Source organism: Flavobacterium sasangense DSM 21067 (assembly GCF_000686885.1).
Lineage (GTDB): Bacteria > Bacteroidota > Bacteroidia > Flavobacteriales > Flavobacteriaceae > Flavobacterium > Flavobacterium sasangense.
On record NZ_KK366034.1, the window covers coordinates 46,513 to 68,396 of the forward strand.

At 34.1% G+C, this 21,884-nt stretch carries 21 protein-coding genes and 1 pseudogene; all 22 read right to left on the reverse strand.

The window, feature by feature from the left end:
- Positions 1-340: 340 nt before the first annotated feature.
- The 22 genes and pseudogenes from BP92_RS0114870 to BP92_RS0114975 all read right to left on the reverse strand — a co-directional run bounded on the left by BP92_RS0114870 (position 341) and on the right by BP92_RS0114975 (position 21,884).
- Positions 341-1,462: an ABC transporter permease gene (locus tag BP92_RS0114870; RefSeq protein WP_026726755.1), complete on the reverse strand. Its 1,122-nt coding sequence runs from the start codon at positions 1,460-1,462 to the stop codon at positions 341-343.
- Between the two features lie 11 nt (positions 1,463-1,473).
- Positions 1,474-2,577: an ABC transporter permease gene (locus tag BP92_RS0114875; protein WP_026726756.1), complete on the reverse strand. Its 1,104-nt coding sequence runs from the start codon at positions 2,575-2,577 to the stop codon at positions 1,474-1,476.
- Positions 2,578-2,608: 31 nt separating this feature from the next.
- Positions 2,609-3,349: an ABC transporter ATP-binding protein gene (locus BP92_RS0114880; protein ID WP_026726757.1), complete on the reverse strand. Its 741-nt coding sequence runs from the start codon at positions 3,347-3,349 to the stop codon at positions 2,609-2,611.
- 12 nt (positions 3,350-3,361) lie between these two features.
- On the reverse strand, positions 3,362-4,258 hold the full coding sequence (locus tag BP92_RS0114885; protein WP_026726758.1) for an ABC transporter ATP-binding protein: 897 nt from the start codon (positions 4,256-4,258) through the stop codon (positions 3,362-3,364).
- A 38-nt stretch (positions 4,259-4,296) separates the two neighbouring features.
- Positions 4,297-4,584: a cupin domain-containing protein gene (locus BP92_RS0114890; protein ID WP_026726759.1), complete on the reverse strand. Its 288-nt coding sequence runs from the start codon at positions 4,582-4,584 to the stop codon at positions 4,297-4,299.
- A complete protein-coding gene (locus BP92_RS16520; protein ID WP_051604503.1) occupies positions 4,581-5,045 on the reverse strand; it encodes a hypothetical protein in 465 nt (154 codons plus the stop codon). The genes BP92_RS0114890 and BP92_RS16520 overlap by 4 nt, the downstream gene beginning before the upstream one ends.
- 24 nt (positions 5,046-5,069) lie before the next feature.
- On the reverse strand, positions 5,070-5,945 hold the full coding sequence (locus tag BP92_RS0114900; RefSeq protein ID WP_026726760.1) for an HlyD family secretion protein: 876 nt from the start codon (positions 5,943-5,945) through the stop codon (positions 5,070-5,072).
- A 10-nt stretch (positions 5,946-5,955) separates the two neighbouring features.
- A complete protein-coding gene (locus BP92_RS0114905) occupies positions 5,956-7,212 on the reverse strand; it encodes a TolC family protein (RefSeq protein WP_245598389.1) in 1,257 nt (418 codons plus the stop codon).
- Entirely contained in the window at positions 7,209-7,805 is a 597-nt protein-coding gene (locus BP92_RS0114910) for a TetR/AcrR family transcriptional regulator (RefSeq protein ID WP_026726762.1), read from the reverse strand. The genes BP92_RS0114905 and BP92_RS0114910 overlap by 4 nt, the downstream gene beginning before the upstream one ends.
- A 157-nt stretch (positions 7,806-7,962) precedes the next feature.
- Positions 7,963-8,625 (reverse strand): hypothetical protein, encoded by a 663-nt coding sequence (locus tag BP92_RS0114915; protein ID WP_026726763.1) that lies wholly within the window; start codon positions 8,623-8,625, stop codon positions 7,963-7,965.
- A gap of 200 nt (positions 8,626-8,825) precedes the next feature.
- Positions 8,826-9,485 (reverse strand): hypothetical protein, encoded by a 660-nt coding sequence (locus tag BP92_RS0114920; protein ID WP_026726764.1) that lies wholly within the window; start codon positions 9,483-9,485, stop codon positions 8,826-8,828.
- Positions 9,469-10,389 carry a hypothetical protein gene (locus BP92_RS0114925; RefSeq protein WP_026726765.1) on the reverse strand — a complete coding sequence of 307 codons (921 nt, stop codon included), beginning with the start codon at positions 10,387-10,389 and terminating at the stop codon, positions 9,469-9,471. Before BP92_RS0114925 ends, BP92_RS0114920 begins: the two co-directional genes overlap by 17 nt.
- Before the next feature lie 172 nt (positions 10,390-10,561).
- A complete protein-coding gene (locus BP92_RS0114930) occupies positions 10,562-10,876 on the reverse strand; it encodes a helix-turn-helix domain-containing protein (protein ID WP_051604505.1) in 315 nt (104 codons plus the stop codon).
- Positions 10,877-10,992: 116 nt separating this feature from the next.
- A complete protein-coding gene (locus tag BP92_RS0114940; RefSeq protein WP_026726767.1) occupies positions 10,993-11,832 on the reverse strand; it encodes an RteC domain-containing protein in 840 nt (279 codons plus the stop codon).
- Positions 11,833-12,055: 223 nt separating this feature from the next.
- Positions 12,056-14,296 carry a multicopper oxidase domain-containing protein gene (locus BP92_RS0114945; RefSeq protein ID WP_026726768.1) on the reverse strand — a complete coding sequence of 747 codons (2,241 nt, stop codon included), beginning with the start codon at positions 14,294-14,296 and terminating at the stop codon, positions 12,056-12,058.
- A 17-nt stretch (positions 14,297-14,313) separates the two neighbouring features.
- Positions 14,314-14,532: a GDCCVxC domain-containing (seleno)protein gene (locus tag BP92_RS17400; protein ID WP_026726769.1), complete on the reverse strand. Its 219-nt coding sequence runs from the start codon at positions 14,530-14,532 to the stop codon at positions 14,314-14,316.
- A 51-nt stretch (positions 14,533-14,583) separates the two neighbouring features.
- Positions 14,584-14,922 (reverse strand): annotated as a pseudogene (locus tag BP92_RS17405) (MerC domain-containing protein); the annotation flags it as partial.
- A gap of 18 nt (positions 14,923-14,940) precedes the next feature.
- Entirely contained in the window at positions 14,941-17,478 is a 2,538-nt protein-coding gene (locus BP92_RS0114955) for a heavy metal translocating P-type ATPase (protein ID WP_026726770.1), read from the reverse strand.
- Between the two features lie 78 nt (positions 17,479-17,556).
- Positions 17,557-18,117, reverse strand: a complete 561-nt coding sequence (locus BP92_RS0114960) for a helix-turn-helix domain-containing protein (protein ID WP_026726771.1) — start codon at positions 18,115-18,117, stop codon at positions 17,557-17,559.
- Positions 18,118-18,127: 10 nt separating this feature from the next.
- A complete protein-coding gene (locus BP92_RS0114965; protein ID WP_026726772.1) occupies positions 18,128-19,372 on the reverse strand; it encodes a hypothetical protein in 1,245 nt (414 codons plus the stop codon).
- A 14-nt stretch (positions 19,373-19,386) separates the two neighbouring features.
- Positions 19,387-20,634 carry an efflux RND transporter periplasmic adaptor subunit gene (locus BP92_RS0114970; RefSeq protein WP_026726773.1) on the reverse strand — a complete coding sequence of 416 codons (1,248 nt, stop codon included), beginning with the start codon at positions 20,632-20,634 and terminating at the stop codon, positions 19,387-19,389.
- Positions 20,635-20,636: 2 nt separating this feature from the next.
- The gene (locus BP92_RS0114975) at positions 20,637-21,884 is read right to left on the reverse strand and encodes an HlyD family efflux transporter periplasmic adaptor subunit (protein ID WP_026704795.1); all 1,248 of its coding nucleotides are present in this window, start codon (positions 21,882-21,884) and stop codon (positions 20,637-20,639) included.

Here is a 21,884-nt window from a genome sequence, read left to right on the forward strand (position 1 = left end):
TTGTTTGGTATTTTTCACTGTATTGAAATGCTATGATTTTTTGTTTAACTAGCTCTGTATTAGCATTTATTTTTGAGGTCAAATAAATCTAATTGCTACTTTTTACTACAAAATTTCAAGAACTCAAACATAGGAAATTTTTCACACCTCCACAACTTGAAAAGCTACCAATTTTAAAAACTGAATATTATTTTTTTTCGAAAAGTAACATAAATCTTTTGAATGGTCATACGGAAAACCGTACGGTTTTATGAAATTCTGTACGGTTTTCCTCATTCGAAGAAGATTTTTAGTTTTCTGCTGTAGTTGAAAAAATAATCTTTGAGGATTTAACTCAATTTTAATTTGATTTTTTGTAACTCCAAACGGCAAATCCGTTAATGGCAAAGGCGAAAAAAGTTATGATGGCTAAATTTGGTAACACTTCCTGAAGACCTGCTCCTTTTAGCAAGACCATGCGAATGAATTCTACAAAATAACGAATCGGATTTAGTAATGTGACGTTTTGAGCCCATTTTGGCATGCTTTCGATAGGGGTGAATAAGCCACTCATTAAAATAAAAATCACCATGAAAAACCACGCGATAAACATCGCTTGTTGCTGGGTTTCGGTATGATTGGAAATGAATAAGCCGAAGCCTAAAATTAGTAAGAGATAAATCGCGGTGAAAAAATACACTAACAGGATGTTACCCAACATTGGTACATTAAAAACGATTTTTGAAATAAGTAATCCTACTGTTAAGATTATTAATCCTAATATCCAAAAAGGGAATAATTTTCCAATGATGAATTGGTGTTTTTTAATTGGAGTAACATTGATTTGCTCTAGTGTTCCCAATTCTTTTTCTCTTACGATATTCATGGCCGAAAGAAATAAAGTTAACATCGTAACCAGTAACACTAAAATCCCTGGCACCATAAACGTTTTGTAATTGAGTGTACTATTGTACCAAAACGAAGGAATGGTTTCGATACGGTTTGGAATTATTTGCTCATTAATTACTTGTTTGTTTTCTACCTGAATGTTTTGATTGAACAATTGCACAATTTGGGTAATGTATACATTTTGAACGCCTGCGGTAGCTCCGTCGATGGCATTGATTAAGACTTGAATTTGTGTAGTGTTGTCGTTTTGCAATTGTTTTTCAAACTGATTTGGAATTTCGATGACGACATCGGTTGTTCCTTTGTTTAATCGTTCGATACCTTCATTAGTATTTGATACCTTTTCTACTTGCGAAAAATATGCATTTGCCTTAAATTTTTCTATCAAAGCACGAGATGATGAAGAATTACTATAATCAGCTAGTGTTACCCGAATATTTTTTACATCAAAAGTTGCGGCATTAGAAAGAATTAAAAGTTGGAGAATAGGCAGTATAAAAATCAGACGCAGCATGCTTTTATCTCTGAAAATTTGCTTGAATTCTTTTTGTATGATGAATAGAATTGTTTTCATGGTTGATGTATTTATTCCAAACGGGTTTTGTAATTTTTGATGCTCAATCCGATGAAAAGCAAAGTCATTCCCACTAGAATTAAGGTTTCTTTGAAAATATATTCTAAGCCTACGCCTTTCAGCATAATGGATTTTACAATGATGATAAACCATTTGGCAGGGATGATGTTACTGATAACTTGCATAGGCAACGGCATAGAAGCGATTGGAAAGATAAACCCTGAAAGAATAATCACCGGAAGCATCAATCCCATCAACGAAATCATCATGGCGGTTTGTTGCGTATTAGAAATTGTTGAGATTAAAATACCCAATGAAAGTGCCGTGATAATGAACAAAATACTTTCGAAAGCCAATAAGAAAACACTACCGTTAATGGGCATTCCAAAGATGAAATATCCCATGGAAACAATCACTATTGCATTGATAATCGAGAGAAAAACATAAGGAAACACCTTACCTAAAATTACCTGAAACGGTTTTAAAGGTGAAACCAATAAGATTTCCATGGTACCCAATTCTTTTTCTCTTGTAATGGAGATTGACGTCATCATTGCGGAAACCAACATTAAAATTACAGTCATGACACCAGGAACAAAGTTGAAGACACTTTTTAATTCTGGATTATACAACATGCGACTTTGTATGATAACTCCATTACTTTTTTGAACCGTACTTTTTTGGTTTTGATAATTTTGGATAATCGATTGTGTATAATTGGCAAAGGTGCTGGCTACATTGGGTTCGGTGGCATCGGTAATGACTTGAACCGTAGCTTTTTTTTCGGTTTGTAATTTTTTGGCAAAATCTTTTTCAAATAACAGAACCGCTTTTATTTTTCCTTTTTTAAACTCTCCTTCAATGGCTTTTTCGTTTAAAATTTCATTTTCTACATGAAAGTAAGTTGAGGCTTTTATCTTTTGGATTATTTTTTGCGATTCGGTGTCTCTGGCATAATCCAAAACCGCGATGTCCACATTGTTGATTTCATTAGTAATAGCGAATCCAAACAACAGAATTTGGGCAACAGGCATGCCAAAAAGGATAAACAACGAGCGTTTATCACGAAAAATATGATAAAATTCCTTTTTAATAAAACCTATGAATCGTTTCATTTATTTTTTTGTTTCAAGTTTCAGGTTATTGTTACTCGATATTTCGGGCTAGTTTCAAGAAGACTTCGTTCATAGAATTGACCTGAAATTGCTCTTTTAATTTTTTTGGGGTGTCCAATGCTTCAATGACACCGTCCACCATTATTGATACCCGATTGCAATATTCGGCTTCATCCATGTAGTGCGTGGTGACAAAAATTGTTGTGCCTTTATTGGATTCAGCATAAATTAATTCCCAGAATTGTCTTCGCGTTATTGGATCGACGCCGCCAGTGGGTTCATCTAGAAAAACAATTTTAGGTTCGTGCAATAGGGCTACTGAAAAGGCTAATTTTTGTTTCCAGCCTAAAGGTAAATCACCTACTTTAGTTTTAGTTATGTTGCCCAATTGCAATTCCGCAATCAGCTCTTCTGTTTTTGTTTTAATTTGCTTTCGCGATAAACCGTAAATGCCACCAAAAAAAGTAATGTTTTCCTTCACCGTTAAATCGTCATACATGGAGAATTTTTGACTCATGTAACCGATATTTCGTTTGACCTCTTCGCTTTGCGTATGCACATCAAAACCTGCGACATTAGCTGTGCCATCCGTTGGATTGGAAATCCCAATCAACATTTTCATTGCTGTCGTTTTTCCGGCACCGTTGGCTCCTAAAAAGCCAAATATTTCGCCTTTATTCACATGAAAACTAATGCCTTTTACGGCAGTGAAGTCGCCAAATTGTTTGGTTAGATTTTCTACGATAATGATTTTCTCTTGTACACTTTCCATTTGCTTTTCATTTTATAAATCCATGAAAACATCCTCAATAGTTGCGGTTGCTTTTCGAATGCTTATGTTTTGATGTCCTTTTTTGTGCAAATAGGCTCGTAAGGTTTCGGTTTCAAAAGTATCGTTCTTGTCGATGTAATGCATGAATTCGCCAAAAGCATACACACTGTACTGCGAAGGAAACTCTTTTAAATCCAAAATCAATTGGTGCATTTGATTGGTTGCAACTTCGTAGATTGTTCTTTCATACGCTTTCACAATGGCATCGGGAGAATCGATTTTAAGGATTTTTCCTTTTTGAATAAGTGCAATTCTATCGCACAAACTGGCTTCATCCATGTAGGGTGTGGAAACTAAAATGGTAATGCCTTTTTGTTTCAAGCGTTTTAGCATTTCCCAAAATTCTTTTCTAGAAACAGGGTCAACACCGGTTGTGGGTTCGTCTAAAAATAGCACTTTTGGTTTATGGATAAGTGCGCAACACAAGGCTAACTTCTGTTTCATTCCACCTGATAATGCCCCCGCTCTTCGGTTTTTAAATGGCTCGATTTGTACATAAATATCTTCTATCAAATCGTAATTTTCTTCAATGGTTGTTCCGAATATTGTGGCAAAAAAAACTAAGTTTTCCGCAATGGTTAAATCTTGATACAACGAGAATTTTCCTGGCATATAACCCACCGAATTTCGTATTTCTTTCACTTGCTTTACTATGTCATAATTCGCTACCGTTGCACTACCTTCATTTGGAATCAATAATGTAGTCAACAAACGAAAAAGCGTTGTTTTACCTGCACCATCAGGTCCAATCAAACCAAAAAGTTCGCCTTCTTGCACTTCAAACGTGATGTTTTGTAGTGCAAGAACGGTCTTATATTTTTTAGAAATATTTTTAACGGAAATACTCATGGGGTATGGTTAGAAGTGAAAAGTAAAAAGTGATTCGTCTATTTAATTAATAGAAAATTGCTTAGTTCGTGAGCGTCAACCCAGTGTTTTACATCAACTGGAATTTTAATAAAATCACCTGATTTTAAATGGACTTTCTCCCTATTTTCATTACTGAATGTAGCGTCTCCATTTATACAAACCAATAGTGCTGGAACTTTAGTAACATGCTCTTTCAATTGTTCATTTTTAGCAATTTGTAAAGCAATAACTTTATTTTCCGTAGGCTCAAACAACACTTGTGTTTGAACGGGTTTATCACTTGAATGTAAGTTGATTAAATTCATTGGAAATACTGATTAAAGGTTGTAAAAGAATCTTGTATTGCTTTGAATTGAGCTTCTGAAGCTTCTTTTTCTAAATTATCCACTAACTCAATGTATGGTACTAACCATTTGTGTAATTCATCATGCGCTTGTCCTTTCATGGTACAGTTTGAGGTTAGTAAATCAAGATTGGTTTTTAAATTTGTTACCAATTGCGCATAATTTTTATCTGAATTACCAGCAAACGCGGTTACATCTTTTTCCATGTTGCGAATGTGTTCCATCATGTTATCATCGACTTTCCATTTTTCGCCGTTGTTTAAGACTATTGCTTCGTGTTCGTCGTGATGGTGTTCCGCTTTAACTGTTGTTTCAGTTGGTGTTTCGTTGTTTTTTTCTGTTTCTTTCGAACCTGAGTTACAAGAAAGGGCTAACACTGCAATGGTACTAAAAAGCAGCATTTTTACATTTGAATTTTTCATGGTTTTAGAGGTATTGATTTATTATTATTTTAGCCAAACTTCTGCTGGCATTCCTATTTTTAAACTTCCGTCGTTTTTCACCGCTACTTTTACGGCGTACACCAAATTAGCTCTTTCTTCTTTGGTTTGGATAACTTTTGGAGTAAATTCGGCTTGCGCGCTTATCCAAGTGATATTGCCTTCGTATTTTTTAGTATCGTTATCCGCATCAATGGCAACTGTAACTTTTTGTCCGATTTTGATTTGTGCCAATTGGGTTTCGGTTACATAGACGCGTAATTCCATTTCGTTTAAATTGGCGATTTTGTATAAAGGTTTCCCAAAAGCTGTGATTTCAGAAGGTTCTGCGTATTTCGTTAAAACGGTTCCATGGACTGGATTGGTGATTTTTGATTTCTTTATTTGGTCGTCTAATTTTTCAATTTGGACTTTAATTGATTTTATTTCGTTTAAAATTGGTGCATTTTGTGTTTGTACACTGCTGATTTGTTTTTCGATGACTTTTACTTTTCCGTCAATTTCGTCAATTTGTCTTTTGGTAGCGGCATTTTCGGCGTACATGTTTTGGATTCGGGTTTGCTCGATTTTAGCCGTTTTTAGTTGTTCATTTAAAACATTTATTTGCGACAACACGGAAGTCGATTTGGATTGAACCGTTTCAATAGAAGCTTTGAGTTGTTCTCGGTTATAATGCAATTGCAGTGTATCAATCAAACCTACTAACGATCCTTTTTTAAGTTGCGCGCCTTCTTCCACATTTAAAAACTCTATTTTTCCATTAGATTCAGAAGAAACTGTAATTTCTGTGGCTTCAAAATTGCCGTAAGCATCTGCCTTTTCGTTGTTTTTATTACAACTTATAAATATAATTGCTGTAAGAAGAATTCCTATTTTTTTCATGATGTATGCTTTAAATTCCTTTTATTATTTGATGATTCGCTTTGGCTAATTGCAATTGAATCTGATGTGTTTTTTCGGTGATTTTTGATTCGAAAAGTTGGGTAACTTCATTTAAATAATCGGAAGAAGTGATTACTCCGTTTTTCATTTGTGCTTCAGCTGAACGAACAATTTTTTCTCGTAATTGAATAATTTCTTTATCCGATTTTAGTTGGGTTTCCATTTTTTCGATTTCAAAATTGATTTCTTGTAATTGTCTTTTTTGATTTACTTCGAATGTTTCCTTTTCAGAAGCAACGATTTGTTTTGAAATTTCCAGTACTTCTTTTTCTTTTTTTGTTTTGTTCCAATCAAATAAGGTCCAATTTAATTTTATTCCCGTCATGTAAAAAGTTTCAAATGAATTGTTTAACATGTTCAAGGCAGGATTTCCGTAACCACCTTGTAAAAAAGCGTTTAGTTTTGGCGCATTGGACGTAGCGATTACTTTTTGAGATGCCTCGATTTGTTGTTTTTGTAATTCAAATAGCTCTAATTCTGGGCGGTTAACATCGTTAATTGAAGAGAAATTTTCAGGAATTGCCAACTTTGCATTCGTATTGAATGCGGTTCCTGAAAGTTCTTCTAAGTGCTGCCAAAGTTTGAGTTGGTCGTATTTCACATCATTTACTTGCTGGTTGATTTTGATGATTTCGGCCTCTATCACTTGTTCTGATGCAGGTAAAACCGCTCCAAATTTTACGGCAACTTGTATTTCTTTACTTTTTTCTTGAAGTAACTTTCGTTTCGTCAATAATAATTCTTCTTTTTCTTGACCCAATAAGAGTCCAAAATAATACTGATTGACTAAGTTTTTTAATTGGTACAAATTGATATCAACAAGTTTTTGTTGCGTTTTTATTTGTGATGCTTTGAGTTGGGTTTGCGCTTTAATAGCACCGCCGTTGTAAAGGAGTTGATTTACATCTAAAGTGGCTCTGTATTGGTCTTTGTTTAGAGGTTCAATCGTTGCATTTGGCATAGAAAAAGGAACTTGCGTTACTTCCGATTGGTACGTAGCTTGTGCGTTTAAGGCAATTTTTGGCAGTTTTTCTTTTTCCAGAATATTGGTTTGCAATTCAGATTGACTTTGTAACAATTGGTTTTGTTTTGCCAATGGATAGTTCTTTTCAACTAATTCATAACATTTTTCAAGCGTTATTTTTTCCTGAGCCCAAAAAGGGATTGAAAAAAGGGATAAGAGTATGTAAACGAACTTTTTCATCATTTTTTAATTGCGTTGATAATTTGTTCCGAGATGTGGATTTTTCGTTCTTCCATTAATTGAAAGAATTCGTCATTAGAAATGTTAATAATTCCTTTCACAAGATTTTGTGCGGCAAAAGGAAAAGCAGTCATGGCGAAAATATCCAAGAGCAATTGTTTAGGTGAAATTGGCTTAATAATGCCTAAGCCGATTTCCGTTTCAATTTGTTTCAATAATTTAGAAGGATTGGGACGTTTTTCATCTTTTAGAAATTTAGCTACAAACTCGGGATTGTTGTTCATTTCCTGTATAATAAATTGTGGTAGAAAAGGATAATCCATCACAAAAGAGATATAACTATGAACAAACTTTTCTATTTTTTCAAATAAGGGGTCTTCCGAATTAAAAATCTCGTTGACTTGTGGGGCTAATTTCCCAAAGGCGTTCAAGAAAACAGCTTCGAATAATTTCTCTTTACTTCTGAAAAAGTAATGCAACATCGCTTTGTTTATTCCAGCTTCATCGGCTATTTCTTGCATTCTTGCACCTGTAAACCCTTTACTTTGAAACACTTTGAAAGCTGCTTCAAATATTTTTTCTTCTGTGGACATCATACTAACTATTAAGTTTAACCATTTGGTTAACAAAGATAGTTATAATTATCTAATACAAAATGTATTAGTAAATATTTAACAAAATGATTAAATATTGAAATCAAATTAAACATATAAAAACTGACAATAAAAGTTTTAATCACTTACAACACTAAACTCATTCAAAGAAGATTTTTATTTTTCTGCTGTAATTGATTTTTGCGAGATAGTCTATGAATTCTGGGAGTTCGGAGAGTGATAATAAGCCGTTTGTGTTTTGAGGCATTACTTCGCAATTGAAGTCATAGATGTGTTTTTTGTATTTGACTTCGCCGAGTGTGAATAGTAATAAAAGATATGCATGTCGCTCTACTTTTTTAATATTCAGCTGCATGATTTTTTCATGGCAATACAACGTTAAAATTATTTTTTTGGTTACTGTATTATAATCTTCTAATTTAATAAATGTGTTTTTGATTGTTTCTACCATATTGTAAGGAATTGTTGGCTCTTGCGTGTTAAATGGTATTATATATACCTGTATTGAAAAGAATTCTAAAATGGGAATATTTTCTTCCAAAGCTTTCATTTTTGGGAATAGTTTTCTGTAGCCATGAGCTGTTAAAAAGACTTTTAATTTGTTTTCATCTTGTGGGTGTTTTGTAATGAAATATTCAATTCTTTTGGAAACGTAGTTGAGGTTTCTTTGAAGGTGAAAGAGTACTTCGTCTTTGTTGATTTCTAGTTTGCAAGCGTTGTAGATGGCTTGTTCGTTGTCTTGGAACCAGTTCCAGAAGTTTTGGATGGTTTTTATTTGGCGAGGGTTTAGTTGTTTGTTCATTTTTATCGGATTTTACGTTGCACTTAGTTGGCACGCGGATGAAGCGGATTTTTAAGCGCGGGTTTGACGGATTTTTTTTGGTTGTCGGTTGTCGGTTGTCTGGGTGCATTTAAGCTGCGCTTAAAAGAGAATGCCTGCTTTGCAGGAGATTCCTAGTTTCACTCGGAATGACACAATCATTTTCATTATCATTGAAAATTTTATCTTTTATCCCTGGATTCATTGTTGAAGGTGATTAGGTTGAACATTGACCTCATCCTTGATCGAAGGCGGTTGCCGTAGAGGGCTTCTATTTCGCTGGCGGAGAGGTTTGTGGTGATGTGGGTGATGGATTGATTTTGAACGAAATCTTCGTAGCGTGAAATGATGATTTCTGCCATGACGTTGAGGTCGTTGCCGTAGTGTTTGATGTTTTGTTCGGCTCCTAAGTCGTCGAAACAGTAGCCGGTTAAACGTGATTGCGTGTGCTCTTTTTGGGTGTAATGATGGAGTGATTCGAAGCCATTTTTTGCGAATTCGAAAGATATTTCTCTGCAGGTTTTGATTTTGTAGTCGTGTTTGTGGTAAAAAAATGGTCGAATTAACGCCATAATTGACGTTTTCCCGCATCCAATTGGTCCCGATAACAAAATACCTTTATTGAGGTCTAAATCGAGCTCTAAAGCCTTTTTTTCGTCTCGAATGGCATAAATTACCAATTTGAGAATGGTTTGGTGGTCAATGGTTTCAATTTTGAAATAACGACCGTAGATGAGTTTGCCCTGGTACTCGATGTAGTTTAAGCACCAGTTGAAGTTGTAGACTTTGATTCCGTTTTGAATAACGAAAGTGTCTTTGATAGTGTTAAAGTGCTTCTCCATAGTTTTTTTGATTTGTTACGTGAAGGTGGTTTGGATTAAGATTTATTGTTTTGGTTTCTGTTCTAACAGAATTATTCGGTTTGTTTCCAAACTTCTTTGTGTTAAGCATCCAATTTCTTGCCGCTGCTTTCCAATCTTTCATTTTGGTTCTGCCACCAACTAGCCAGCCGTTACTCTCGAAATAATTGAAAAACCGTTGTGCTTCAACTTCAGGAAAGTTTTTTTCAAGGAAGTAGATTTGAGCTTCTTCCAAAGTGGGTTTTGGAGGTCTCGACTGCGCTCGACATGACAAAGCAGCTTCACCAATATTTTTCTTTTTTTCGCGCAACTTTTTTTCTTTTTCTTTTTCAACTTTTAAATCCGATTCTTGAACCTCATCAAAAATTGAATTTGTAAAAATTAATTTTTTTTCATTTTTTAAATTTTCTTGCTTAGCTATGTTTATAATGTTTGTATTGTTTATATTGTTTATATAAGGTACATGTTTAGAGCTTGTTTGATGCTTGTTTAGAGCTTGTTTAGTAACCTGTTCATTAACCTGTTCAATGACTTGGTCATTTTTTGACTTGGTTGCACGCTTTTTTAGTTCTTTTTTCGGAACTGGTTTGGTGTAAAAATCCAAGTTGCAGACTTCCAAAATTGACCCTTTGAACGGGTTGAATGATGGTTTGTAAATCACGTATTCTCTATCCGTTAAATCCTTCATGCATTTGTGATAGGTTGCTGTAGATGCAATTTTGCTAATACGCATAAGTTCGTCTCGCGAAATGCTGATTGGATTTTGAAAGCGGTTTTGATTCCATAATTGGAATATGGCCATGTAGAGGCTTATGTGGGTTGGGTTGAGGTCGTAATCGACGCTTACTTTTTCGAAGAAGCCGGTTAGGTGTTTGATGTAGTTCATAATTGAGTGATTAGTGAATAGTAATTAGTGACTAGTTCAGCTTGAATCTTGTTCAAGATTAATCCTGCTATGCAGGAGATTTCTCGGCAAGCTTTAAATGACAAAATCAATTTTCGATTTGCAGGTGCAAACTTCACAAGTGCCGTTACAGGTGTTTGTGTTTTCTTGCATATTACTTTTCTAACATTTTTACGATGTCCTCGTAGTTGTAGTAATTGATTCCGCCTATGCGTTTGTATTTAAGTGTCCCATTGATGCGGAGGTTTTGTAAAGTGCCTGGGGAGATTTTTAGGATTTCACGGACTTCGGCTGATTTGAGCCAAGGTTTTGGTAAAGCTTCAGATGTTTTTGATTTTGTTGTGGAATTTTTGATTTCTCGTAGTAATAGATTTCCAAAGTTTAGCAAATCTCGTTTCGTTACCATTTGGTGGTTAAGTAATTCGATGTTGTCTGTTTCTGGGAACAGGGCTTTGTGATTGAAGTTCATAATGCTATGTTTTGAAGTTATTTGGTACAAAACAATTGCATTTGAAAAAGAAAAGTTCCCAAGTTGGTACCAACTTGGGAACGATTTTTATACTTTTTGAGTGGAATTCGTTGTTTTTAATTTAAATCATTTTCGATTTTGGATTCCAATGCAGCTTGCAACTGATTTAAAAATCGGGTTTGATCTGTTTTGCGGTTTTTGATATCGATAAAGCTTCTGGTAATGTTATCTCCTAAATCGATTTGAAATGCTTTTTCAAAAACGTGGGTGATTTCTTTGATATCAGCTTGACCATTATCAAAAACGTTAAATTCGTGTAACGCATAAATTAGTTCGATTAAATCGATTTTTTTGGCTGTCCAGTGTAGATTGGAATGGAATTGATTGTTGGTGATTGCACACGATTGGTTTAAATTATCAATTCGGTTTTCGATGTGTAATGCTAATAATTCATAAGCAATTACTTCAGCAAGTAAATAATCATGAGACGTACATATTTTAGCATCATGAATAATCACGGAGCAATCATTTAAAAATATGTCTTTATACTGTTTCCTGGAAAAATACAATTCATCAAAATGGGTGGATTGGCTTTTAATGTATTTGATGAATTCTCTATTCCTTCTGTGGAAATGATTGATTGCATCTACCTTTTTTTCATAATGTTTTACTCTCTTGTTCTTATCCAAGGGAAGTGTCGCAACTAGTAAAAGTATTTCTTTATAGAAAATAAGTTTAGCAACAATGTTGGGTTTGATTTCTTTGAAGAATTTGATTTCTTCTTGGATGGTTTCGAAGACATGATGTTTAAGCCAGTCGGTTAACTGCTTTAAAACGTCTTCAATGAAAATAATAATCTTTTTTGCTTTTTCTACTTCATCTGAATAAGTGTTAAGGATTAAAGAAAGTTCGTGTTCAAAATCTACCAAAGAATTGTTTTTTATAGTTGTTATCATAAAAAAATAGATTTTAGTTTGTCAAATTAAACTAAAATCTATTAAAATTATTGCTAATAAAATACTAAAAATATTACAAGATTCTCAAAATTTTAGTAATTCACTGATTTACTTTGAGTTTGCGTATTAGCATTGAATTTTGCTTTCAATATTTGCATATCCTCACTAATTTTCTTGTCTAAAATCTTAGCGTAATGCTGTATTTCATATACTAATTTTAAAATCAATAATTTAAATTCAACCCGAATCCGAATCCCATATCGCTATCATAATGAGTTCTTAGGCTGAGATTTCGTTTTAGAATATATCGTGCTTCTAACATGTATTCGGTATCAGTATTGACCATGAACCCCATTCGTAATCGTTTGGAAACAGGAATATCTTCTCGCATTAATTGCAATCTTAGATTTCCATCTTGAAACACCTCAGCTTGGAATTGTACTAACATAGGTAAGGTATAGGCAAAACCAGCACTTAAAACGGCTCTGTGGTCTTTAGTGTTTTTTTGTCCGAATATATTTTTTTCTACTTCTCCTTCCATATCTCGGTAACGCCAATCAAAACCGATAAAGGGCATTAACCATTGCATTTTTCCAATATATCTTCCTAAATGGAATTCTGCTTCATAACCGTGCATATCATGATAGCCTAAACGCCATTCTGCTCCTAAACTCCAACGAGTATTTTGTACCATTGCCATACCATCGTTTCCATTAGTAGCAAAATCATTTTCAGCCATGATGTGAAAAGCTCTGTCATCAGCAAATAATTTGCGTTGGGCTAATTTTGGATTAGGAATTAATGGATTGCGTTCTTGATTTTCATAGGTGAAAATTCTGCCCATTCCCGCCATCATGTGGTACAAAATGTGACAATGAAAAAACCAATCGCCTTCTACATTGGCATTGAATTCAATTACGTTGGTTTCCATTGGCATAATATCCATAACATTTTTTAAAGGAGCATAATCGCCCTGTCCGTTAATGATTCTAAAATCATGTCCGTGCAAATGCATGGGATGGCGCATCATGGAACCGTTGTAGAGCGTAATTCTAACATTTTCGCCTTTCTTAATTAAAATTTTATCGGTTTCTGAAATCACTTTATTGTCCATACTCCACACATAACGGTTCATGTTTCCCGTAAGTTCAAAACGAAGTTCTTTTACTGGTGCATCTTTTGGTAATGTTGTTTTTTCGGTAGCTTTAAGCATGGCGTAATTCAATGTGGTGATGTTCGCCAATGCATTAGCATCATACTTATTATGTTTTGAATGTTCTTGATGGCTTGCTGCCTTTGGTGTTTGTTCTTTCTTTTTATTATCAGCTTCTCCAGTAATTTCGGGATACATAACTACGTTCATATCCATTTGATTTAAAGACATGCTCATTCCCATATCGTCTAACTCACCGTTCATTTTCATCATGTCGTTCATCATCTTCATCCCTTCAAAATATTTTAATTTTGGCAAGGGTGAAATCAATTGTTTGATGCCATTGCCAATGTATAATGAAGTTGATTTAGTTCTATCTTCTGGAGTTGCTAAAAATTCGTAGGAAGTATTATCGGCAGGAATTGTAACAATAACATCATAGGTTTCTGATACTGCAATCAATAATCGATCAACTTCAACTGGTTCAACATCGTTACCATCACTGGCAACTACAGTAATTTTTCCACCAGCATAAGTCAACCAAAAATAAGATGAAGCACCGCCATTTGCTATTCGCAATCGAACTTTATCACCACCTTTAAATTGCGATAATTGGTTTTCATTTTTACCATTAATTAGAAACTTGTCATAATATACATCGCTTACATCCATTGCGTTCATTCGTTTCCATTCGTTGGCAATTTTTGTTTTGAAATGACCTTGCCTAATAGCTTCCGCATAACTTTGTGTTGTGCCTTTTTTGATGGCAAACCAATCGGTTGCGTTGTGTAACATTCGATGAATGTTTTCGGGTTTTAAATCGGTCCATTCACTTAAAATTACTGGAACAGTTGGTAAATCATCGATACCTTTTCTAAAAGTAGGATCGTTTTCTTTTTTATTCATAATGAACATACCATACATTCCGATTTGTTCTTGTAATCCTGAGTGTGAATGATACCAATGCGTTCCGTTTTGGATGATGGGAAATGTATATTTATGCGTTGTGCCAGGTTGAATGGGCATTTGGGTTAAATTCGGTACTCCATCTTCTTTGTTAGGTAAAAATAATCCGTGCCAATGCAACGAAGTAGTTTCATTTAATTCGTTATGTACGTAAATTTCGGCAATATCGCCTTCTGTAAAAGTTAAGGTTGGCATTGGAATTTGACCGTTCACCGCAATAGCTCTTTTTTCTTTTCCAGAATAGTTGACAATTGTATCGCGAACATATAAATCGTAACGTACTATATTTTGAGCAGTTATACTTAATGTAGTAAATGCTATAAGAATTGATAATTTAATTTTCATAAGTAATATTTTATATTTTAACAACAACCAGTTCCAACTTGAATTGGCGGGCATTTTACACTTCCGTAACTACAGTATACACAACAATCCCCTTCTAATGGACGTAATCTTTTTTTACAATTTTCACATTCATAAAAAAACTCGCAGGCATTTGTAGGCATTATTTCCTCTTTTTTATGACCGCAATTTGGGCATGTAATTTTTGATTTTAGTTCTACTAATTTACCATTGTAGATGGTACATGTGTCGCAACCATTATGAAGTTTATTTCTGTAATAATTAACTATTGTAGCAATAAGAAGCCCAAACATACCAGCATATAAAAAATATACTTGATAATCATTATTGCAAAAATAATAGCTGTAAAAAATGACCAATGTACTTGGAATTGCTATTAATAAAGGATATAGACTTTTATGCCTATGATAGGAAAGAAAAAAACCAATAACAGAAACTAGAACCATACCTTGAAAAATCCACATCGTCCATCCGCCAAAAAGTTCAAAACTACCTAAACCTAAAGCAGATGCTGCAAATGCAAAAAGTGGAAAGCAACAAGGTGAAAATATTGCTGTGAAGAACATACCAATTGTTCCGAATTTATCTATATTATTTGCTATTTTCATTCTTTTTATTATTTTTTATTAGAGTTTTAAACTTCTTAATCTTAATGCATTTACAATTACGGATACAGAGCTGAAAGACATTGCTAAAGCTGCAATCATAGGAGATAGTAAAATACCGAAAACAGGATATAAAACTCCAGCTGCGATTGGTACTCCCAATACATTATAGAAAAAGGCAAAAAATAGATTTTGCTTAATATTTCTCATAACAGCATGGCTTAAATTCTTAGCTTTTACAATGCCTTGTAAATCTCCTTTGACTAAAGTTATTTTGGCACTTTCTATAGCGACATCTGTTCCAGTTCCCATTGCAATTCCAATATTAGCTTGGGCTAATGCCGGTGCGTCGTTTATACCATCGCCTGCCATGGCCACAATTTTGCCTTCGGCTTGTATTTTTTTAATTTCTTTGAGTTTGTCTTCGGGTAAACATCCTGCTTTATAAGTTGTTAATCCCAATTCATCAGCAACTGCTTTGGCTGTATTAACATTGTCACCAGTCATCATGATTACCTCGACACCCTGTTGCATTAATTCTTTTATTGCGTCTCTGCTAGAAGTTTTAATAGCATCTGTAATTGATACAAAACCAACAGCAACTCCATCAATGGCTATGTATGAAACCGTTTTACCTAATTTTTGTTCGGTAATTATTTTGTTTTCTAAATCGTCAGAAACTGTTGCCTTGACTTGCTCCATTAGTTTTTTATTGCCTAATGCCACTTTTTTATTAGTCACTGTTCCTATAACACCCTTTCCGGCAACGGCTTCAAAATCTTTTACTTCGATTAAAGAAATGGATTTTGTTTTGGCATAAATTACCACAGCTTGTGCCAATGGATGTTCACTATATTGGTTTAAGGAAGCAATGCTTTGCAATAAGTCACTATCGTTGTTATTGGATGCATAAATTTTTTCGACAGATGGTTTTCCTTCGGTGATGGTTCCTGTTTTATCGGTAATTAAAACATTAACCTTATTCATGTTCTCTAAAGCCTCAGCATTCTTTATCAAAACGCCTGATTGTGCTCCTTTGCCAACACCAACCATTACTGACATGGGAGTTGCCAGACCCAGAGCACAAGGACAGGCTATAATTAATACAGCAATAGCATTTATAAAGCCATACACCAATGCTGGTTCGGGACCAAATTTTGCCCAAACAAAAAAGGTTATTGCCGATATAATGACCACAATTGGCACAAAGTACTTGGAGATACTATCTGCTAATTTCTGAATTGGAGCTCGTGAACGACTGGCATCATTTACCATTTGCACGATTTGAGATAGCAAGGTTTCGGAACCTACTTTTTCGGCTATCATCACAAATGATTTGTTTCCGTTTATTGTTCCGGAAATTACGTTATCGCCTTTCTTTTTATCAACCGGTATTGGCTCACCAGTAATCATGGCTTCATCTATACTGCTTTCCCCATCGGTTATTTTACCGTCAACAGGAATTTTATCTCCGGGTTTTACTCTCAATAAATCGCCTTTTTTGATGTCGTGGATTGATATTACTTTATCACCGCCATCAATAACCAAAGTAGCTTCAGTTGGCGCAAGTTTTAATAATTCTTTGATAGCTCCGCTGGTTTGGCTGTGTGCCCTTGCTTCGAGTAATTGTCCTAACAAAACTAAAGTCAGAATAACTGTTGTTGCTTCAAAGTATAATAATACAGTTCCGTGTTCTGTTTTGAATTCACTTGGAAAAATATCCGGAAAAAACATTCCGACTAAACTAAATAAAAATGCCACTCCCGTTCCAATTCCGATGAGTGTGAACATATTCAGATTCCAAGTAATAATTGATTTCCAGGCGCGGACAAAAAATACCCAACAGGCATAAAAAACAACAGGAAGAGATAAAATAAGCTGTACCCAGTTCCATTTGTCCGCATCCATTAGTTGCAATAAAGGATTATTGTGTGCCATTTCAATCATGGCAATGGCGAAAATGGGAACTGTAAACACAACTGCTATTTTCATTTTCTTAACCAAATCTTTATAAGTCCTTTGGTCTTCGCTTTCGCTTGGTTCCATTGGTACTAAATCCATACCGCATATAGGACAGGAACCCGGAGTTTCACTAATTACTTCGGGATGCATTGGACAAGTATATAGTGTCTTGTTTACGGTTAGTTCAGGTGCTTTGACTAGATCCATTCCACACACAGGACAATCGCCCGCTTTGTCATAGACTTTTTCGCCTTCGCAATGCATTGGGCAATAATATTTACCAGCGGCGTTGGTTGGTATAACAGCCTCTTTTTTATAATTATGCTCATGAGTAGAACAACATGACTTTGCAGCGGATTCATTAGTTGTAGTATCTTCTGTAGTTTTATCATTGCTCATTTCTATGGTGTATTTTCCAACAGTCGTCAGTGCTTCCTGCAACTTTGATGTTGGAATGTGTTTGTCCATAGTAATTATGGCCACTGGTGGGCTTAATGAAACTTTTGCTTCAATACCATCAATAGTATTCAATGCTTTCTCGACTTTAGAGCGACAACCATCGCAAGTCATTCCGGTAATGCTGTAAGTATGTATCATTTTTTATATTATTTTAATACAAATTTCTATCATAACTGCTTTTTGTATTTGCAAAATTTTGGGTTTGATTTGCAAGATTTATAAGTCTTCGATTTGCTTTCGTTTAATGGTTTTTATATTCTTAAAGTGTGTTGGTGAAAAGCCGGTTACTTTTTTGAATTGATTACTTAAATGTGAAACGCTACTATAGTTTAAAGAGTAAGCTATTTGGCTTAGGGATAATTCATCATAGATGATCAACTCTTTTACTTTCTCAATTTTCAGATTAATGAAGTATTTTTCAATTGTTGTGTTTTCTACTTCGGAAAAGAGGTTGCTCAAGGTATTATAGTCTTGGTGTAGCTCTTGGAATAGAAACTCGGATAGATTTGTTTTTAAATGATTGTTTTTATTTTGAACCAAATCAATAATCAATGTTTTAATCTTATCGATAGTTTTGCTTTTCCTATCATCAATCAAATCAAAGCCTACAGCATGAAGCTTTTTTAATAATTCGTTTTTTTGGATTTCCTGAATGTCATTTTTCAATTCAACTTCACCTAAATCAACTGAAACAGGATTGATGCCCATATTTTCAAATACAGATTTTACTACTATCTTGCAGCGGCTGCATACCATATTTTTAATGTGTAGCTTCATCATTGAGTTATTAAATTGTTTTTGCTATTTTATCCATGATCGAATGGTCTGTACCGAATTTGCAAATTGCATCACAATTGGTTCTTAGTTCTGAAAAGAGAATGTATTTAATATTCATTTTTGAATTTTTTATAACAGGTCTATTGAGTTGCTGAATGACATCTTTTTCGCGACTGTCAGGGATTATGATATAAAATACTTCATCACCATCAGAAATACTGAAATAAAGATCTGAAAGACGCAAAATCCCAGAGTAAATACTAGTGCTTTTTTCTACTTCAAATGCTCCGATAATGTTGTCAGTTCCTTTTTCAAACCATAAAACATCTATGAGTTTGATGGTGTTCTGAGTGTCTTTGTCACAAGGTAATTCAGGGAATTTATTTATAGAGATAAAAGAAAAATTTTGTCCGTTGAAAGCTTTGCTTTTATCATTACTTGCCGGTGTAACATCGAATCCTAATGATGCCCCAATTTTCAATAGATGGTATTGCATTTCACTATGCAGATTATCTTCTTTTTTTTCTTCGATAATTTCTTTTTGGCGTTTTACTATGTTTTTTTCGAATTTATGACGCTCTTCTTCACTCAGATAATCATCATTTCCTATTAGCATTTTTTGAGTCCCAATTTCAAAACACAATCCTGCGATTGCACCTAAATCATTGGATAGTTCCGATTTGAATTTTGAATTTGTTTCCAGTAGTGTCTCTCTAATTTTTAAGTATTCACTCCAGCTCCCCAATTTTTTTTTATCCTTGAATAAAAAATTAAAACCATTTACAATTGCCGTGTTGAAAGGAGGAAACCACGTTGGGTGCAAAAAATACAAAATACTGGCAACGGCCGGCCCCAATCCTTTGATGCGTAATTCGTCCAGTTTAACAATTTCTTTAAGTACCTGTTCTTCATTTTTTGCGTTAATACAATTTTCTAAGAATTGGCCAAAAGCAATTTTATTGGTTTGATTTTCATAGATATCAGGAATTCGGAGTTTTGGTTTCCAATAAAAAGGATGTGAAACCCCAACAAATACCTGTTTTTGCTCGGCAATGCAATTCAGTACAAATTCTAAGCTGCTATTTTTAAAATCGTTTGGGAATGATTTGTTTTTGATATCTTCAACAACCTGAATAATTCCGCGGCGGATAGTTCTGAATGCCTTTAACCGTTGGTCATTGTCAACAAACCAAGTATTATAAACACTCTCTGTATCGTTTTTGTATTGCTGTATTATTTGATTAAAATTGTTCATTCTTACTATTTAAATTACATTTTCATTCCTTCCATCGGGTTACTGCCTTTGCGGAATTTATATTCGCTATTGATGGCATAGGCACCCGTTATCACTACTTTTTGACCATTGGCAATTTTTGTTTTGATTTCTATCAGTCCATTAGTTTCAATTCCTGTTTCTACCATTAGATTTTCATAAACACCCGGTTTTTTTTCTACCCAGATGTAGGATGCGTTTTCTTCTCTAATTACTGCATCGGTGGGAATGTATATTCCTTTACCGCCGGAAATCATCAATTTTGCAATGGCCTGCATTCCCGGTTTTAAAATTAGATTTTGATTTGGTATTTCAAATCGAATCAAAAGTAAACGGGTTTCCGGGTTTATTTCAGGATTGATAAATGAGATTTTAGCGCTTATTGATTTATCAGGGAAATCGACAAATGTTATTGTAGCAATTTGGCCTATTTTGAGGCTTTTGAAGTAGTTGATATTAACTTGTGTTTCAAGCCAGAGTTTATTCAAATCAGTTACTTTGATGATTGGTTCGCCTTCCATGATATAGCTTCCTTCAGCAGTACTTATTTCTGAAACTGTGCCGCTGACAGTGCTATAAAATGTGGTATATGGGGAAACATCTTTATTACTTTTAATATTCTCAATTTGAGTATTGGACAAACCATAGAATAAGAGTTTTTGTTTGGCGGCATTCATTATATTTTTTGCGTTTTTTCCAAAATTACCGGGCATTTCCAGTTGTTTAAATGCTGTATAATAGTCTTGTTTTGCTATTGCAATATCCTCACTGTATAATTGAAAGACAGGCTGGTTTTTGGATAGGTAATCACCAGTGGATTTGAAATATAATTTTTCAATTCTACCCATTGCTTTTGAAGAAAAGGTTTTAGATTTTTCTTGATTGAATGTTAAAACACCTGTGTAGTTTTGTTCTAAATTGTTTTGTGTTTGTCCTATAACTTGAGTTGTGATATTACCAAGTTGAATTTGTTGTTTACTTAAACTTATTTGGTTAACCTCACTATCATCCTGTTTTATGGGTGTTAACTCCATGTGGCAAATAGGACACTTGCCGGGTTTATCTTCTTTTACTTGAGGATCCATAGAACATGTATAAAAAGTAGTTTCTTTATTTTTATCATGTTGAGAGTGGTCTTCTTTTTTATTCTCATGCTGAGAATGGTCTTCTTTTTTAGAAGAATTACAAGCTGTAAATATTAGGGAAAGCAATAAAAAGATGCCTATTTGATTTAAATTTTTCATACTTACTCCGTTTTAATAAAGCTTTCGCTATCGATTAAATATTGTGCATTTTTTGCAATAGTATCACTAACAGAAATACCTTTAATGATTTGAATATAACCGTTCAGTTCAAACCCTGTTTTTACCGGTGTTGCTTTAAAACCATTGTGAGATTTAACAAAAACAATTTTTTTATTACCTGTACTTACCAATGCGTTTTTTTGTATCCAAAGACCGCTAATTGACCGTGTTTTTATAATACCTTGCAATCTCAAACCTATCGGCAATTTGAGTGTATTGTTGTTTAAATAAACCCTAATTCTATTGGTTTTGTCGGTAGCATTAAATTGTGTTTCAATAAAATTTATTTTCGCTTCTATTGATTCTTCAGCATTGAGTTCAGAAGTTATTTTAATGGCTTGATTGACTTCAATAAAACTGCTGCTTTCCTGAGTAATGTTGAATACTCCCCAAACTTTATCAGTATTTACTAATTTAAACACAACTTCTCCTTTTTTGACATAGTTTCCTTCTTTTAACTCAAGTTTTTCAGTACTGTTATTCATACTTTGCATTGCAGAATTTGATGGAGTAACCATTGTTTCTGACCCTATGACAATTCCATTAGAAGGACTGTAAATGGCTATTTTAGGATTGGCTTTTTTTGAATTAGCTAAAGCACTTATTTGATTTTGAGTCATACCGTAAAGCAACAACTTTTGTTTTGATGCCTCAATAATTGAGCTGTTATCAATATCATTTGAAAGTAAATAAATAAAGTTTTCTTGCTCAGTTAAAAGTTCAGGGCTATATAAATCAAATAATTTTTGTCCTTTATTAATTCGTTGGTATTTAAAATTCACATATATTTTTTCAATTCGGCCACTTATTTTTGCTGCAATATTTACCGCTGAATTTGGGTCATAAGCGACAGTGCCAGGAAGATTGATTTCACCACTTAAAGTTGAATCTATTGCTGTTATAGTTTGAAATTTACCCACTACAAAGTTATCTGTTGGCTTGATGACATTTTCAATATTATAATCTTCAATAGCATGATTGTCAATTACTTTTTTTACTAAAGTCATTCCGCAAATAGGGCAGTTTCCAGGTTTATCTCTAATAATTTGCGGATGCATTGAACAGGTATAGACAACGTTTTGATGAGAGCTTGCGTCATGTACTTCAGGTTTTATGACATAGAAATAAATAGCAGAACCGATTATTGCTATTATACCTAGAATCAAACCATATTTTATATACTTATTCAT